This window comes from Embleya sp. NPDC050493 (assembly GCF_044458105.1).
GTDB lineage: Bacteria > Actinomycetota > Actinomycetes > Streptomycetales > Streptomycetaceae > Embleya.
Genome location: NZ_JBITHP010000013.1, coordinates 123224 through 139929, shown reverse-complemented (window position 1 = coordinate 139929; position 16706 = coordinate 123224). Strand labels below are relative to the sequence as shown.

Genomic DNA, 16706 nt, shown 5'->3' with positions numbered 1-16706 from the left:
TGAGGAGGGCCCGTCGACTCAGGCGGCCTTGAGCGCACCGCCGTCCACGAGGTGGTCGGTGCCGGTCACGCTGCCGGCGAGCGGGGAGGCCAGATAGGCGACGGTGCTCGCCACCTCGGCGGGTTCGACGAAGCGGCCGGTGACCATGCCGGTCGCGCCGGGGAGGGCGGCGAGCAACTGCTCGTGGGACAGGCCCATGGACGCGGCCAGTTGCGCGCCGTAGCCGTCCGGCGCCTCCCACATCGCGGTACGCACCGCGCCGGGGGAGACCGTGTTGACCCGCACACCCTGCGGGCCGAACTCCTCGGCGAGGGCCTTGCCGAACGCGGTCAGCGCGGCCTTGGCGGTGGTGTACGGCACCGGTCCGCTGTGCGGAGCCCGGGCGCCGAGCGAGGAGATGTTCACGATCGCGCCGCGCGCGTCGATCAGTGCGGGCAGCGTGGCGCGGGTGGTACGCACGGCGGCCAGGAAGTTCAGCTCGAACGAGTTCAGCCACTGCTCGTCGGTGAAGCTCAGGAAGCCGCCGGTCTGGTCGTTCCCGCCCGCATCGCCGCCGCCGACGTTGTTGACCAGGATGTCCAGCCCGCGGAACTCGGCGGCGGCGCGTTCGGCGAGGCGGGTCGGCCCGTCGGGCCGGGCCAGGTCGACGGACATCGTCCGGGCGCCGGTCGCGACCAGTTCCGGCGTGATGGTGCGGGCGGCGGCCAGGACGCGCACACCCTCGTCGACGAGGGCGGACACGATCGCCAGGCCGATGCCTCGGCTTGCGCCGGTCACCAGGGCGGTCTTGTCGTGGAGGCGCAGGTCCATGGGGACTCCTTTGTCGCGGGGTGGGTGCGGTCCGAGCCGCGCTGTATCGGCCGAGTACCGAACGAGCCGGTGCCGAACGAGCCGGGTGGCGCATGTGCCGGATGCCGCGCGATGAGGTGGGTACCGCACGGCTTAGATGAAGCTTGTGTGATGCCGTTAATCTAGAACATGCGTCATTCATGTCGCAAGTAGGAAGGGAATGGCGACTCTGTCGTACAGTTCGGGGGTGACTTCCACGGCAGGCGGGGCCAGTGACCGGGTGCGACCGCTGCGAGCGGACGCCGAGCGGACCGTACGGGCGATCCTGGAGGCGGCGGAGCGAGTGCTCAGCGCCAATCCGGCGGCGACGATGGAGCAGATCGCGGAGGCCGCCGGGGTGGCCAGGACGACGGTGCATCGGCGCTTCGCGACCCGCGAGGCATTGATCGTGGCGATGACCGGCTGGGCCACCCGACAGTTCCACGACGCGGTGAACGCGGCTCGCCCGGAAGCCACGCCCCCCGCGGTCGCGCTCCACCAGGTGACCGCGAACGTGCTGCGGGTGAAAATCGCGTGGGGCTTCGCGATGAACGCGCTGCGCACCGACGACCCGGAGGTGGCGCACGTGCACACCGATGTGCTCGACCGCTGCGATCGGCTCTTCCGGCGGGCGCGCGAGACCGGGTTGTTGCGGCCGGACGTCGACCTGGACTGGACCCGACGCGCCTACTACGCGCTGATCCACGAGGCCGCCCAGGACGACCGGGGCGAGGACGCCGACGTGCTCGCGACCCGGATCGTGGACACCCTGCTGCACGGATTCGGCACGCCGGACGGCCGCTCCGGGCGATGAGGAAGGGTCGGCCGGCCGGCGTGTACGGTGTGCCCGCCGGTCCCCGATCGAGAGGATTGTCGTGACCCTGGCCGTGGCCCACCGAGGCGACCCCCGGCGCTTTCGGGAGAACACTCTGCCGTCGTTGGCCAGCGCGCTGAACCGGGGCGCCGACCTGGTCGAGATCGACCTGGAGATCACCCGGGACGGGCACCTGGTGCTGTTGCACGACGCGACGCTGCGCCGATTGTGGTGGCGCAACGCGCACGTGCGCGAGCTGACCTTGGCTCAGGTCCGCGAGATCGGCCGGCGCGGGAAGTATCGGGTGCCCAGCTTCGACGAGGCGTTGGAGCTGATCAAGGGCTCCAAGGGCGGGTTGATGGTCGACTTCGGCGAGATCGAACTGGCCGAACCGGCGGTCGAGGCGGTCGCCCGGCACGGCGTGAACGAACAGATCCTGTACGTCGGTGGACCGGTCGCGATGGGCCGGGTGCGCGAGCACGCGGCGGACGCGCACATCGGGCTCAGCGGCGACTCGTTCGCCCGGGTACCGGACGCGGCGGTGCTGCGCGACCTCCGGCCGGAGTACATCAACCTGCGCTGGCGCGCCTACGACGCGGCCTCGGTCGCCCGCTGCCATGCGGACGGGTACGGGGTGAGCGCCTGGACGGTGGACTCACCGCGGGTGATGCGCCGGCTGCTGGACATGGGCGTGGACATGATCATCAGTAATCGCATCGGTCGGCTGCTCGGCGTGCTGGCGGAGCGGCAGGGCTGAGCGACCGCCGAGCGAAGGCCGACCGGAACGCCGCTTCGCCCGGTGGTCGTGCGCCCCGACCGGTGGGCGGGTTCACATGTGCACGACGGGGGCCGCGTCCGGGTCGGTTTTCGGGGCGCCGGGGCGGAAGAGTACGGCCGTGACGACCAGGCCGACCGCAAAGAACGCGGCGGACCAGCGGTAGGCGGTCGCGTAGCTTTCCAGTGCGGCGTGGGCGAAGGCCTCCGGGCTGGGTTGACGGTGCTTCAGGTAGTCGGATCCGGCCGTGGCGGACAGCGTGCTCAGGAGCGCCACTCCCACCGAACCACCCACCTGCTGCACGGTGTTGACCGCGGCGGAGGCCACCCCGGAATCCTCCGCACGGACGCCGAAGGTGGCTGCGCTCATGCACGGCGCGATCACCAGTCCCACGCCGGCGCCGAACACGATCAGGCCGGGCATCAGGTCGCCGGCGTACGAGCTGTCCAGGTCCAGGCGGGTCAGGTAGAGAAGTCCCAGAGCGGCCAGGCCCATTCCGGTCGGCACGATCGGCTTGGGACCGAACCGGGGCAGCAGCACGACGGTTGCGCTGGTCGCGGTGAACATGATGCCGAACACCATGGGCAGGAACGACAGTCCGGTCCGGACCGGGCTGTAGTGCAGGGTCTGCTGCATGTAGTAGGTGAGGAAGAGGAACATGCCGAACATCCCGGCGCCGGAGATCAGCATGCCGAGCAGCGCGGCGCCCCGGTCGCGGTCGACGACGACCCGAAGCGGCAGCAGCGGATTGGCGACGGAGCTCTGGATCCGGGTGAACACGGCCAACAGCACGACGGCGGCGATGAGGCAGCCGTAGGTGAGCGGGTCGCTCCAACCGTCGCTCTCCGCACGGGAGAAGCCGTAGACGAGGGCGAACAGTCCGGACGAGACGGCCAGTGTGCCGGGGAGGTCCAGGCGGGGGCGGTCGGCGGCGGGTTCGTGCCTGCCGAGCAGGAGCACACCGCCGATGATGGCGGCTCCGGCCAGGATCAGGTTGACGTACAGGCACCAGCGCCAGTCGAGATGCTGGGTCAGCAGGCCGCCCAGGAGCAGGCCGACGCCACCACCCGCACCGGCCACGGCGCCGAACACGCCGAACGCCTTGGCGCGTTCGGCCGGATCGGTGAACGTGGTGGTGAGCAGGGACAGCGCGGCGGGCGCGAGCAGGGCGCCGAAGACGCCCTGGAGCGCGCGGGCGGCGACCAGAACCTCGAAGTTCGGTGCGGCGCCACCCGCGGCGGAGGCCAGTGCGAAGCCGAACAGGCCGATCAGGAAGGCGTTTCGGCGGCCGAACAGGTCGGCGATCCGGCCGCCGAGCAGGAGCAGACTGCCGAACGCGAGGGCGTAGGCGGTGACCACCCACTGCCGGTTGCCGTCGGAGAAGCCCAGATCCCGTTGTGCGGAGGGGAGGGCGATGTTGACGATCGTGGCGTCCAGGACGACGGTGACCTGCGCGAGCGCGATCACCGCGAGGATCAACCAACGGCGGGGGAGGGGGCCGGAGCCGGCCGGGGCGGGTGGAGCGACGGTGGAGGCGGCGGTGCTTTGCGACATGGCGAAGCTGCTCCTGTCGAGTGGAAGGAGATGCGCGTCGGGCGGCCGGCGGGTCAGGGCCGGCGCAGCACCGGAAGCACGACGGCGTCGATGTAGCGGTGCAGGTATTCCTCGTCGGCGATGCAGCCCTCGATCAGCGGCCGGCCGGTCACCGCACCGATGAGCAGGTGCGCCAGCAGGCCCACCGCCGGGTTGTCCGGGGCGATTTCGCCGCGGTCGACTGCCCGGGCAATCACTTGGTCGAGCACCACGCCCTCGGGATCGACGATGGTTTCCCTTACTGCCAGGCCCAGTTCGGGGTCACCCAGGATGGCGTGCGCCATGGCGGCGAGCAGTGCGGTGTCGGGGGCCGCCCCGTGCGCGACCCGGCGCGCGGTTTCGTGCAGGTCGCCCCGCAGCGAACCGGTGTTCAGGCCGACCAGGGACATGCGCTTGTTGTGCCGCAGCGCAGCCGCGACCAGGCGCGGCTTGCTCTGCCACTGGCGGTACAGGGTCGCCTTGCTGGCCTTGGCCCGCGCGGCGACGGCCTCCATGGTCAGGGCGGCGTAGCCCGTCGTACGGAGCAGGTCGAGCGTGGCCACGTGGATCTCGGCCTCGCGCTCGGGGGTCAGCCGGGAACGCCGGTTGGTGGGTGCGGAGTCGGTGGTCCCGGCCGAATCGGTGTGCATGCGCGCGTACCTCGGTTGGCGAAACGATGGCGTTTCGATAACGCTAGAGGTCGACGAAGCGAAACGCAAGCGTTTCGATAGCCGGGGCGGGGTGCCTCGGTCTCAGGCGTCCTCCGCCGGGGCGACCGTGCGCGAGCGCGGCGAGAAGAGCACGGCGGTCGCCATCAGGGCGAGGACGAGCAGCACCCCGGTCCACTCGTACACCGGTACGAGCCGGGCGCTCACGCCGGCCGTCGACGGCACCATCGGATTCCCGTCCCAGTTCGGGCCACCGCTCAACCGGAACGTGTCCCCCCTGGCCCGGGCCAGTACGGACACCCCGATCGCGGCGCCGAGCACATACGCGCCGACCGTCGCTCCCGCGCCTGCCCCCACCGCCCGGACGCCGTCCACGGCCACACTCACACAGGGCCCGAACGCCAGACCGGCGCCGAATCCGATCAGGAGCAGCGCCGGGACCACGTTCGTCGGGTACGAACTGTTGTGGTCCACCGCGTACAACAGCACGAAGCCGACACAGCACAGGCCCAGGGCGATCGGCACGATCGTCTTGGCGCCGAAGCGGCGGAGCAGGAGGCCGGCCGCGAGTGGCGCGGTGAGCAGCAGCGGCAACACCAGCGGCAACAACCGGGGCCCCACCTGGGAGTCGGTGAACCCCGGGCCGCCGCTGCGCAGATGGATCGTCACGAAGCGAACCGTCACGGTGATGGCGATGCCGCACACCGCGAGGCCGAGCAACGCCGCGCCGCGATCGCGGTTCAGCACGATCCGCGGCGGCAGCAGCGGGCCGACCGCGAGCGTCTGCCGACGGACGAACACGGCCGACAGGATGCCGCCGGCGGCCAGGAACAGCCATGTCGTGGTGTCCCGCCCACCGTGCGTCTCGAACCGCAGGCAGCCGTACAGCACGCAACCCACGCCGGTCGTCGCGGCGAACACGGCCGGCAGGTCGAGACCCGGGATCCGGACGCGGGCCGGCTCGGGATGCCGGGCGAACAGCCGAAGCGTGCCGAGAGCGAGGGCGACGAGCAGGACCGCCTGCGCACACGGCAGTACCCGCCAGTAGCCGTTCGCCGTGGACGCGCCGGCCACGAGCACGCCCAGGCCGCCGCCCGCCGCGGCGACGCCGGCGTACACGCCCAGTGCCCAGCGGCGTTCGGCGCGGTCGGTGAAGGTGGCGGTGAGCAGGGCCGGGCCGGCGGTGAGCACGAGTGCGCCGAAGCCGCCCTGGAGCGCCCTACCGGCGAACAGCGGGCCCGGTCCGCCGGCGGTGCCGACCACGAGCGAGGCGCCGGCCACGCCGATCAGCCCGACGGTGAACGTGCGGCGCGGGCCGACGAGGTCGGCGAGTCGGCCGGCCGGCAGCAACAGCGCACCGAGGGCGAGCAGGTGCGCGCGACCGACCCACGCGATGTCATCCGGATCGATGCGCAGATCGGCGGCCGACGGCGCCGGCACGGTGTCCGGCAGCGATGCCCCCAGGACGACGGGTAACTGGGCGAGCACGACGACGAGCAGCAACCACCGGCGGTATCCGCCGGTCGGGGCGGGCGTCCGGGACGTGCCCGCCGGGGTGACGGTGCGATCGAGTGCCATGATGCCTTCCGGCTGGGGCCGACAGGACCGGGCGACGACGATCCGGGACGTTTCCCGGCCGAGTCGGAGCGGGCCCCGCCGGCCGGGGTGGGCCGGTTCGGATCCGGTCGATCGGACCGTGCGTCGTGGATCGGGAGCGCTCCGTGCTTCCCCCGCTGCGACGAGTCTCGACCCGAACTCGGTTCCCGACGAGGGATCTGCCCACGATCCGGCCGCCGATTGCCGGGATGGGAGTCCGGATTTGTAGGGTGTGCCGCATGACCCCGGGTATACCTGGCAGACGCGTGATCGACGGCCGCTTCGAGTTGCTGGAGCGGCTCGGTGGTGGCGGCATGGGCTTGGTCTGGCGGGCTCGCGATCTGGCCCTGGAACGCGAGGTGGCGCTCAAGGAGGTCCGGCCGCCCGACCCGGCGCTGTTGGAGGACGACCCGACCGCCGCGCGGATGTTGCGCGAGCGGGTGCTGCGCGAGGCCAGGTCGTTGGCGCGGCTGAACCACCCCAATGTGGTGACGATCCATCACATCGTGGACGCCGCCGAGGTTCCGCACCCGTGGCTGGTGATGGAACTGGTCCCCGGAGGCTCGCTGCACGACCGGCTGACGAGCGGCCCGATCGGGCCCGCCGAGGCCGCCGCGATCGGCCGGGGGGTGTTGTCCGCGCTGAGCGCGGCACACGCGGCCGGGATCCATCACCGCGACGTCAAGCCGGGCAATGTGCTGTTGCGCGCCGACGGCAGTCCGGTGTTGACCGACTTCGGCATCGCCGCGCTGCGCGAGTCGACGAGCCTGACCGCGACCGGCGACCTGATCGGCTCGCCCGAGTACATCGCACCCGAGCGCATCCGCGGCGAGGAGGACAACGCCGCGTCCGACCTGTGGTCGCTCGGGATGATGTTGTACGTCGCGGTGGAGGGACAACATCCGCTGCGCCGGGCGACCAGCCTGGCCACGCTCGCCGCGGTGCTGACCGAGACGGTGCCGCCGCCGACCCGCGCGGGCGCGCTGGCCCCGGTCCTGGACGCGCTGTTGGTCCGCGACCCCGCGGCCCGCCCGGACGCGGCGCACCTGGACCGGCTGTTGGCCGCGGCGGCCGGTGAGCCGACCGGCCGGCCCTCGTCGCAGCACACCACGTCGGCACTGCCGGTCGCGGACGCCCTCGCCTGGCAGCCTGCCGACCTCGGCGGCGGTCGCGCGGCAGCGGGCGGAGCGGCGGACGGCGGCCCTGCCGACACCGGACCGGCCTGGTCGGGCGCGGACCGGGTCGGCGCCGAAGCGAACTCCGGTTCCCGGAAAGCGTCTTCGACCCCGCCACCACCGTCCGCCCCGCCCTCCTCGCCCTACGGCACGCCGTTCACCCCGGCCGAACCCGGCTCGCCGGACCGGCTGCGCGCGCACCGGATCCGGATCATCACCGGCTCGGCGGTCGGCACCGCCCTGGTCGGGGCCCTGGTCGCGGTGGTCCTGGTGTCCCAGTTCGACGGCTCGGATTCGGATCGGGACGCGAACGCGGCCGGCCCCGGCAAGAAGCCGGCAGCCACGAACAGCGCGAGCCCCACCCGGTCACCGAACGCGCCGGTGGACCCGGTGGACGAGACGCCGATCCGGCCGTCGGCGACGCGCACCGGCAAACCCGCCGCGGATACGGAGAACCTGCTCACCCCGACCGCCATCCGCGGCGTGATCGAGGCGATGGCCCCGACGATCGGGGGCACCAGGGTCAAGGACTTCAGCGTGCACGACAAGTTCGCGTCGGTGAAGGCACCCACAGCCGGCGACGCCCGCCTGTACGACCGGTTCTCGTACCGCGACGGCGTCACCACGAAGGACGCCGGCTCCGGAACCGACCGGGACGACAAGACCATCGACCTCACGAAGGTCAACTGGGATGCGCTCCCGGCCCTGATCGCCAAGGCCGACAAGGAACTGGGCATCACGGCGCCCAAGAACCGCTACGTCATCCTGGACATGGGGCTGACCGACCGGGTACCGGCGTTGAAGGTCTACGTGAGCGACGACTACGGAGGCGGCTATCTGCGGGCCGACCTGAACGGCAAGGTCGTCAAGATGTATCCCCGGTGAGCGACGGGAGGCCCTTCCGGAAAGTCCGGAAGGGCCTCTTTCGCACGCCCGGGAGGGCGGGCGGCCGAACGCCGGCCGGGTCCGCGAACGGTCCGGCCGGCGCAGGCGGTCGCCGGTTCAGCGGTCGTAGCAGAGCACCCGCGCCTGCCCCGCCGCCAGGTGTGCGTAGTTCTTGGTCGGGCCGACCCAGTCCTCGCCCCGGTTGACCATCCGCAGCACGACCTTGCCGTCCTTGACCGGCAGGCTCACACCCTGGATCCAGGCGCCTCGGTGCGCGGTCTGGTCGACGGTGAAGGTGGACCGGACCGGAGCGGAGCCGCTGTCGGTGTCCAACACCTGGTAGAACGCGGGCTTGCCGGCCGCGTCGCGCCAGGTCGAACCGCCGGGGACATACACCTGCACCGAGCAACTCTTGGCCTTGGCACCGGCGTTCCAGGTCCACACGGCCGCGACGCTGGGGTCGTCCTTGGTCTTGGAACCGGACATCGGGATCGCCCAGAAGTCGTCCCCGCACCCGGCCGTGCCCAGCCCGCCGCTGCCGACCTTGTACCAACCCTCCTTGCCGTCGCTGTACTCGCCCTGCACCCGGAACCCGGCGCCCGAGTTCGAGCAACCCAGGCCCGCGTAGCCGTTGTAGACCATCTGCGGGCCCTGGGCAGGCGCGATCGGCGGCTTGGCCGGGGTGCTCGCCGGGGGAACGGGCGGACGGGCCGGTGACGTTCCGCCGCCGGCGTTCGTCGCCGGGATGCCCGGGACGGATCCGCCGCCCGGAGTGCCGCCGCCGACCGCGCCACCACCACCGGCACCGCCGCCGCCGACCGCGCCCCCGCCACCCGCCGCGCCGCCGCCGGAGCCGTTGTTGTACTGCACCGAACCACCCGACCCGGTGCCCGAACCACCGACCGGCGGGTAGCCCACCGGTGCGCCGCCGGGCGGGCCCTGCGGCACGGGCGTGCCGTCCGGGCCCACCGGAACCCCCTCGACGGGGGCCGGTTCGGCGCTGCCCGGGGTACCCCAACCGGCGGGTGTGCCGGGCAGCGCGGCGTTCGCCGCGACGTGCGCGACGTCGCGACGCGAGTGCGAGGCCGCACCGGGGGCGGCCAGCAGCGGCACCAGCACGATGGCGCCGGTGGTCAGCGCCGCGGCGCCGCCGAGGGTGCCCCAGACCCGCGCGCCGGGCACCGGGCCGCGGGCGCCGGTGCCGGGCCGGCGGGCGAAGGTGGCCGCGAAGCCGTTCCGGTCGTCGGGCGAACCACCGTTGCGTGGGCGGTTGTTGGCGGACACGAGGACTCCAGGTGTTGGGGGGAGGGTGCTCACGCGGTCGCGCCTGCCAGGGACGCGGGCAGATCCGCGACCTCCAGGGCGATCAGTTGTGCCGCGTCGGGGTTGTCGAGTTCGGCGACCCGACCGGCCTGACGTTCCGTCATCTCCTGGAACGCCTGCCGGGCCGAGCGCCCGTTGCCGAAGCCGCCGCCGCGAGTCATCCCGGCGAACAGGGCGAGCAGTTCGGTGCGTGCGGCGGGGGTCAGTTCGTAGCGGTGGCGCTCCGCCTGGTGCTCGACGATGGCCACGAGCTGCTCGGCGTCGTAGTCCTCGAACAGCAGGGTCCGGGTGAACCGCGAGGCCAGACCCGGGTTGGAGGACACGAAGCGGTCCATGTCGTCGGGATAGCCCGCGGCGATCACCACGACGTCGTCGCGGTGATCCTCCATCAGCTTCACCAGCGTGGCGATCGCCTCGGAGCCGAAGTCGTTGCCGCCCGCGAGCGGCGACAACGAGTACGCCTCGTCGATGAACAACACACCGCCGATCGCCCGGTTGAACGCGGCGGCGGTCTTGGGCCCGGTGTGGCCGACGTACTCGCCGACCAGCGCACTGCGGTCGACCTCGACCAGGTGTCCGTGACCGAGCAGGCCCAGGGCCTTGAGCAGCCGGCCGTACAGCCGGGCCACCGTGGTCTTGCCGGTGCCCGGGTTGCCGGCGAAGACCAGGTGCCGGCTCAGCGGCGGCGCGGGCAACCCGGCCTCGACCCGGAGCCGGACCGTCTGCATCAGCTTGGCCATCGACGCGACATCGCGCTTGACGCCGTCCAGGCCGACCAGTTCGCCGAGTTCGGCGAGCAGGTCGGGCAGGCTCTCCTCGACCACGTCGGGCAGTTCCGGGGTGGGCGCGGCGGCGGCCGGACCCGGTGCGGCACCCGCGGCCGCGGCGGTCGCGGGCTGCGCGGCGGCGATCCCGCCGAGCGCCGGATCGCAGTCGTCGAACACCGGCGCGGCGTCCGGCTCGGTGCTCAACGCGTCGGCGCACTCGCGCACCCGGCAGCGGCGGAACAGCGGATCCGCGCCGCCGCCCACGTGCAGCGCGGCATAGCCGGCGCCGATCACGTCGCACCCGGTGAAGGTGCCGCCGGCCTGCTCGGCGACGTACAGGCCGTTCTTGCCCGGCCGTTCGATCCGCAGGCCGTGCACGTTCGGCCGGGCGCCGGTCCACACCACCAGGCCCGAGCCGGTGCAGTCCTCGATCGAGCCGCCGGCCAACTCGGCGCGCGAACCCGCGTCGAACACGATGCCCGCGGCCCCCGCCCCGGTGACCCGATTGCCGGTCAACTCGGCGACGCCCTCGCCGGTGACCTCGATCCCGGTCCGCCCGGCCGAGCGCACCGTGCACCCGGACACCCGCGATCCGGTCGGCGAACCGATCCCGATCCCGGTCGCGGTCTCCGCGACCAGGCAGCCGGAAAGTGCCGCGGAGGAGCGGCCGGTGACCGAGATCCCGGTCATCGCCGCGGCCGAGACGGTGCAGTCGGTCAGTTCGGCCCGGGCGGTGTCCGTGGTGTGCACGCCGTGTTCGGGCGTGCCCCGCACCCGGCAGTCGGCCAGCTTGAGCACGGCGGTGCCGGCCGCGTGGACCGCGCCGTAGCCGGAGTCGAGGATGCGACAGTCGGACAGGTCGGCGCCCGCGCCCTCGGTGAGCAGCACGCCGTTGGTCGCCGAGCGGCGCACCGCGCAGCCCTGCGCGACCACCCGCGCGGAGCCGTCGAGCACGATCCCGGCCGCGGCCGCGTCCAGGATCCGGCAGTCGGTCAACTCGGCCCGGGCGCTGCCGCCGAGCCGGATGCCGGCCGCCCCCGGCGCGCTGACCCGGCTCTCGCCGGCCACCGCCGAGGAGGCGTCCTCCAGGAGCAGCCCGACCCGCCCGCAGCCGTTCAGCACCGAATCGCTCAGGCGCAACATCGCCCGCCCGCGCAACCGGATCCCGGAGCCGGACGTGGCGTCCAGACGCAGCCGCGTGATGCCCACCCGGGCGCTGCCCGACACCACGATCCCGGTGCCCTCGATCGCGCTCACCTCGACATCCTCGACCCGGGCCCGCGCGTCACCGGACACATGCAGGCCCGCGAGCCGCGCGCCGCCGATGCGGGTGCCGGTGAGCAGCAGCGCCGAGGTGGTGCCGCCGGCCGTCGGCGGCGCGTCCAGGTCCGGATCTCCGCCGTCCTCCGCGTCCCGATCCGGCCCGCCGCGCACCTCGATCCGGCCGCCGGTGACCGCGCAGTCGGCCAGGATCAGACCGGCGCCCGGACCCACGCTGACCGCCGGCGCATCGGTGCCCGCGCCGTGCAGGCCCAGCCCGCGCACCACGCAGTCCGCCGCCTCGACGGTGACCGCCGGGCCCTCCGCGCTCGCGGTCACCACCACCTCGCCGCCGCCCGGTTCCGGGCACAGCGTCACCGGCCGGTCCAGCACCAGCGATTCGGTGTAGTGACCGGCCGCGATCAGCACGGTCGCACCGGGGGCGGCGGCGCGGACCGCGTCCGCGATCCGGCGATGCGTGCCCCGGCCCTTGGCGGCCACCCGGACATCCGGCGCGGTGGAGCCGGTCGCTCGACGGTCGACGCTCGACATCTGTGCGCTACGCATCCTTGTGTCGGTACCAATCCGGGTTGATTCCCGCGCGTACCTGCGGCAACAGCCACCCGTTGAACATCTTTTCGCCGATCTTGAAGCCGATGTTGAGCAGGAACTCGGTGACCCCCTGGCGGTGGAAGAACCGGCCGCCGGCGGCGTTGAGGAAACCGATGCGGGCGAGCGAGACGCTGCCGGTGCTGATCACGCCGGACAACGACGAGATCGCACCGTCCCCCAGCGCCTCCCAGCCGGAGAGCTTGTGGGTGACGCCGTCGGCGTCCTTGACGCCGAACACGCTCGCGTTGATGCTGCCGTTGACCAGACCGGCCAACAGGCCGACGCCGGCGCTGTAGCCGAAGTCGTAGGTGCCGCTGCGCCAGCGCACCGCGGTCTCGTTGCCCGCCCACTCGTTGGCCCACGTCTTGTCGTGGTTGCCCGGCCGCCGGTTCCAGTGCTTGCCGCCGTCGATGTTGCCGTAGCCGCTCTTGAAGTCGCCGAGCTTGCGGAAGCCGTCCATCCTGTTCTCGTGCACGAAGGCGCCCACGCCGCCCTTGACCACGCCGCCCACCGCCGCGTTCAGCGCGGCCTTCTGCCAGTCGGTTTCCGCCAGGGTCTTGCCCTGGGCCTTGGCGTTGATGTCGGCCACGACGATGTTCGCGGTGAACTCGATCGCGAACTCCTGGGCGAACTCCAGCGCGAGCTTCTTGACCAGGACCGACTTCCCGTAGCTCTGGTAGGCGGCCTCGGCCAGGGTGATGGCGCCGGTACCGGTGGGCGAGATGCCCGGGAGCCCGGCCAGTGCCGAACGGAACCGCGTCGCGTCGATGCCGAGGGGGCTGCCCGACCACGGCATGCGCTGACCCTCGCGGATGCGCCGTACCCAGCCGCGCACCTCGGTCACCTGGCCGCGGAAGTCGTACTCGCTGCCGATCACCCGCCACCGGTTCAGCGAGTCGTTGACGATCACCGCACCGCCGTCGGTGCGCCGGGCCAGCAGGACGCCGTTCTCGTTGTAGCGCCGCCACTGGCCGCGCCACGCGTCCGTCTCCAGGTAGTGGTTGCGCCCCTCGGGCGTGGTCTTGACCTCGCGGGTGCGAACGGTGGTGCCGTGGTCGAACTCCTTCCAGGTGGCGGTCTCCGGCGAGGCGCCCGTGTTCGGCCCGTACTCGCGCACCCGCGCCGGTGCGCCGGTGATGTGCGGCGGGGTCTCGTGGATCACCGACGTCACGCCGCCGTTCACCGTCGTGTCGCGGAAGAGCAGGTTCCTGCCGTCGAGCGGGGTCGCCTGCCAGGCACCGGCGCCGTTGTCCGCCTTCGGGTTCCACCAACTGCGTACCCGGTCGCCCTCACTCGGGACGATCGCACCGGCCCGGTTGTACTTCTGCCACGTCCAGGCGTCGGTGCCGGTGAGTCGGGACGAGTCGACGTACCGACCGCTGTCGAGCATGCGCCGCTCGCGCACCAGGTTCTTCGCCGCATCGAAGTCCCGGAACGAGTCGTCGAACGGCAGCTTGGGGTCGTCCGCGCCGCGGAAGAGCACACGCTTGCCGGACTCCTGGACCTCCCCGGCGGCGTTGACGCGTTCCCACCGCCAGGTCTGCGCGGTCGAGGAGCCGCGCGCGACGATCGTGACCGGTTCGGCGCCCTCCAGCCGCCAGGTGTCCTTGCGGCCGGCCACGTATCCGTGACTGTCGTACTCGACCCAGTCGCTGCGCGGGTCGGCCGCGTGGCCGGTGGACCCGGCAGCGGGTGGCTCCGGTGTCGTGTAGTGGCGGACGTTGCCGTTCGGGAAGCCCTCGCGCACCACCGCCCACCGGGTGGTGCCGTCCGCGCCCACCACCGGACGCAGGTCCTGCCAGATCGCCTCGCCCGGTCCGTTGTGGGGGGTCTCCAGCCGGTAGCCGACCTCGTCGCCCCGGCTCCACGGGGTCGCCCCGGCGGGGGACGAGGGGTGCGGCGTCACCGAGTCGCCGACCTTGAGCGTCGTACCGTCGGCCAACTTGGTCTGCGAGCGGGCGAAACCGCCGTCGGCCAGGATGTCGAAGGAGCTGCCGTCGTCGCCGACGAAGCGCACGCCACTGCTGTCCGGGACCAGCTGTCCGTCCGCGCCGGGGACCGACTTCTCCCACGTGAACACCTGGTAGCGGGTGTCGGAGGCGAGGAACGAGTGGGTGCCGGTGGGCTCGACCCGGTGGTTGCTCAGCCACTTGCGGGCCCACTGGGGCGGACGCTGCTCGGAGATGCGGGTCGTGGTGAACGTCGAGCCGTCCGCCTTGACCTCGTGCTTGCCGGTCTCCTTGCCCTGCGGCGAGTGCTCGTCCCAGGACGCCTTGCGGATGCCCGCGTTGTCCAGCGGGTGTTCGAGGTAGTGCCGGGCATGGTCGGTCCGGTGCATCGGACCCCACTGCTTCTGGACCACCTCCCCGGCGTGTGTGCCGGCCGCCGGCCCGTGCCGGTCGCTCCAGCCGCCGTCGCGGTGCGGGGTACGCGGACCGCTCGCCAGTTCCCGGCTCGCGCCGTCGTAGCGATGCCAGGTCCAGCCGTCGGCACCCTTGACGCCCAGCGTGTGTCCGGCCCGATCGCCGAACTTCTGGAGCGTGTCCCGGAATTCACGCACCGTGACGAAGCGCTCGTTGACGTCCGTGTAGCCGAAGCCGGACGTGTCGAACCTGCGCGAACCCCGGTCCAGTGGGACACCGTCGGTGCCCCACTCGACCCACTTGGTGCGTTGGCTGAACGCGCCGAAGCCGTTGAGGTCGGTACGCCGGAACGCGTCGAGCGTGTGCCCGTTCGGCAGCAGCCGGCGTTCGAAGACGACCGCCTTCCCCGGGGTGTTCGACTTGAGTTGGATCCGACCGTTGGCGGCGCCGTGCAGGTCCACCGTGCCGTGTTGGAAGTCGTTGGGGGTGAATCCCCGATCGGCGGTCCGACCGGGCCGGAAATCCTGGCGCCAGGTGGGTGTCGGTCCGGTGTGGTCGACGATGTACTGATGTTTGGTCAGTCGACCGTCGTCGAGCACGTTGAAGCCCTCGCGGGTGACGTTTCCGTTCACCCCGAACTCGTGGAACTCGCCGTTGCGCACGGTGTTCGGGTGCACGACCTCGACCCGGTAGCCGGTGTGCGCGCCGTTGGTGTCGGTGAGCCGGGTGAGTCGTTGCTCCGGGGGGAGCGGGGTGCCGTGCAGGTCGGTGAGGGTGTCGCCCGCCACGAACCTCGTCCCGCCGGTACCGCCCAGCGCGGTGCCGTGTTCGAAGGTGCCGGTCGTGGTGTCGTAGCGCACCGAGTGGCCGGTGGCGGGGTCGGTGACCCGGAAGCCGTTGTCGACGCTGGAAATGTGGCGATCGGTGACCCGGGTGCCGTGCACGTCGGTGAGGACCCGGTTCGTGTCGTCGCCGACCACGAAGCGCGCCTCGCCGGGGCCGCCGACGGCGATGCCGTGGTCGGCGATCGAACCATCGGCGAGATAGCGGGTGGACCGGCCACTCACCGGCTCGGTGACCCGGAAGCCGCCGCCGTCGAGCGCGGCGACCTCGACGTCGGCGACGCGGGTGCCGTGCATGTCGGTGAGGATGTGGTCGGCGTCGCCACGGGCGACGACGAAGCGCGGCTCACCCGCGCCGCCGAGCAGGGTGCCGCGTTCGAAGGCGCCGGTCGTGGTGTCGTAGCGCACCGAGTGGCCGGTGGCGGGGTCGGTGACCCGGAAGCCGTTGTCGACGCCGGTGAGGTTGCGGTCGCCGACCGGCGCGCCGTGCATGTCGGTGACGCTGCGCCCGGCGCCCTCGCCGACCACGAAACGGGCTTCGCCGGGGCCGCCGAGTGCGATGCCGTGTTCGGCGACCCAGCCGTCCGCGGTGTAGCGGGTGCTGTGGCCGCCGACCGGTTCGGTGACCCGGTAGCCGCCGCCGGTGAGCGGGGTGATCTCGACGCCGGCGACGGGGTTGCCGTGTACGTCGGTGAGCACGTGGCCGGTGTCGCCGCCGACGATGAAGCGGGGCTCGCCGAGTTCGTTCAGGGCCAACCCCCGGTCGAGCACTGTGCCGTTGCCGGCGTAGCGGACGGAGTTGCCGTTCGCGGGGTCGGTCACCCGGTAGCCGTTGTCGATCCGGGTCAGGGTCTGGTGGGTGATCGGCTTGCCGTGCACGTCGGTGAGTACCGGGGGCCGGTTGTCGCGGAACACCACGAAGTGGCCCTCGCCGGGACCACCCAGGGCGATGCCGTGTTCGGCGGCGCTTCCGTCGGCGCGGTAGCGGGTGGTCTGGCCGCTGCCGGGTTCGGTGATGCGGTAGCCGCCGCCGTTGACGGCGGTGACGTCGACACCGGTGACGGGGTTGCCGTGGATGTCGGTGAGCACATCGCCGTGAGTGATGAAGTGGGCTTCGCCGGCGCCCTGGAGGGCGATGCCGTGTTCGGCGATGCGGCCGTTGCCGGTGTAGCGGGTGGATTGGCCGCTGCCGGGTTCGGTGATGCGGTAGCCGCCGCCGTCGACGG

At 72.4% G+C, this 16706-nt stretch carries 10 protein-coding genes; 3 read left to right on the top strand and 7 right to left on the bottom strand.

Going from position 1 to position 16706, the window contains the following annotated elements:
• Positions 1 to 18 precede the first annotated feature (18 nt).
• Entirely contained in the window at positions 19 to 810 is a 792-nt protein-coding gene (locus ACIBM5_RS24700; RefSeq protein ID WP_396008803.1) for an SDR family oxidoreductase, read from the bottom strand.
• Between the two features lie 226 nt (positions 811 to 1036).
• Here ACIBM5_RS24700 and ACIBM5_RS24695 point away from each other — a divergent pair, with 226 nt between their 5' ends.
• Both ACIBM5_RS24695 and ACIBM5_RS24690 read left to right on the top strand, forming a co-directional pair.
• A complete protein-coding gene (locus ACIBM5_RS24695; protein ID WP_396008802.1) occupies positions 1037 to 1642 on the top strand; it encodes a TetR/AcrR family transcriptional regulator in 606 nt (201 codons plus the stop codon).
• A gap of 61 nt (positions 1643 to 1703) precedes the next feature.
• A complete protein-coding gene (locus ACIBM5_RS24690) occupies positions 1704 to 2399 on the top strand; it encodes a glycerophosphodiester phosphodiesterase (RefSeq protein ID WP_396008801.1) in 696 nt (231 codons plus the stop codon).
• 72 nt (positions 2400 to 2471) lie between these two features.
• Here ACIBM5_RS24690 and ACIBM5_RS24685 read toward each other — a convergent pair whose 3' ends face one another.
• The 3 genes from ACIBM5_RS24685 to ACIBM5_RS24675 form a co-directional block, all read right to left on the bottom strand.
• Positions 2472 to 3971, bottom strand: a complete 1500-nt coding sequence (locus ACIBM5_RS24685; RefSeq protein WP_396008800.1) for an MFS transporter — start codon at positions 3969 to 3971, stop codon at positions 2472 to 2474.
• A gap of 53 nt (positions 3972 to 4024) precedes the next feature.
• A complete protein-coding gene (locus tag ACIBM5_RS24680; protein WP_396008799.1) occupies positions 4025 to 4639 on the bottom strand; it encodes a TetR/AcrR family transcriptional regulator in 615 nt (204 codons plus the stop codon).
• A 102-nt stretch (positions 4640 to 4741) separates the two neighbouring features.
• The gene (locus ACIBM5_RS24675) at positions 4742 to 6235 is read right to left on the bottom strand and encodes an MFS transporter (RefSeq protein WP_396008798.1); all 1494 of its coding nucleotides are present in this window, start codon (positions 6233 to 6235) and stop codon (positions 4742 to 4744) included.
• A 257-nt stretch (positions 6236 to 6492) separates the two neighbouring features.
• Between ACIBM5_RS24675 and ACIBM5_RS24670 the strand changes: the two genes are divergently transcribed.
• Positions 6493 to 8313 carry a serine/threonine-protein kinase gene (locus tag ACIBM5_RS24670; protein WP_396008797.1) on the top strand — a complete coding sequence of 607 codons (1821 nt, stop codon included), beginning with the start codon at positions 6493 to 6495 and terminating at the stop codon, positions 8311 to 8313.
• A 117-nt stretch (positions 8314 to 8430) separates the two neighbouring features.
• On the opposite strand, the gene ACIBM5_RS24665 is transcribed toward ACIBM5_RS24670, so the two are convergent.
• The 3 genes from ACIBM5_RS24665 to ACIBM5_RS24655 all read right to left on the bottom strand — a co-directional run.
• The gene (locus ACIBM5_RS24665; protein ID WP_391587762.1) at positions 8431 to 9597 is read right to left on the bottom strand and encodes a hypothetical protein; all 1167 of its coding nucleotides are present in this window, start codon (positions 9595 to 9597) and stop codon (positions 8431 to 8433) included.
• Positions 9598 to 9626: 29 nt separating this feature from the next.
• Positions 9627 to 12230, bottom strand: a complete 2604-nt coding sequence (locus ACIBM5_RS24660; protein ID WP_396008796.1) for a right-handed parallel beta-helix repeat-containing protein — start codon at positions 12228 to 12230, stop codon at positions 9627 to 9629.
• The coding region (locus tag ACIBM5_RS24655) for a hypothetical protein (RefSeq protein ID WP_396008795.1) at positions 12223 to 16706 on the bottom strand (4484 nt) is incomplete at its 5' end. The genes ACIBM5_RS24660 and ACIBM5_RS24655, both read right to left, overlap by 8 nt.

Excerpts from the sequence above, each read along its gene's own strand:
- ACIBM5_RS24670 (WP_396008797.1), top strand. The coding sequence starts at position 6,493 with ATGACCCCGGGTATACCTGGCAGACGCGTGATCGACGGCCGCTTCGAG.
- ACIBM5_RS24680 (WP_396008799.1), bottom strand. The coding sequence starts at position 4,639 with ATGCACACCGATTCGGCCGGGACCACCGACTCCGCACCCACCAACCGG.
- ACIBM5_RS24700 (WP_396008803.1), bottom strand. The coding sequence starts at position 810 with ATGGACCTGCGCCTCCACGACAAGACCGCCCTGGTGACCGGCGCAAGC.
- ACIBM5_RS24675 (WP_396008798.1), bottom strand. The coding sequence starts at position 6,235 with ATGGCACTCGATCGCACCGTCACCCCGGCGGGCACGTCCCGGACGCCC.
- ACIBM5_RS24660 (WP_396008796.1), bottom strand. The coding sequence starts at position 12,230 with ATGCGTAGCGCACAGATGTCGAGCGTCGACCGTCGAGCGACCGGCTCC.
- ACIBM5_RS24685 (WP_396008800.1), bottom strand. The coding sequence starts at position 3,971 with ATGTCGCAAAGCACCGCCGCCTCCACCGTCGCTCCACCCGCCCCGGCC.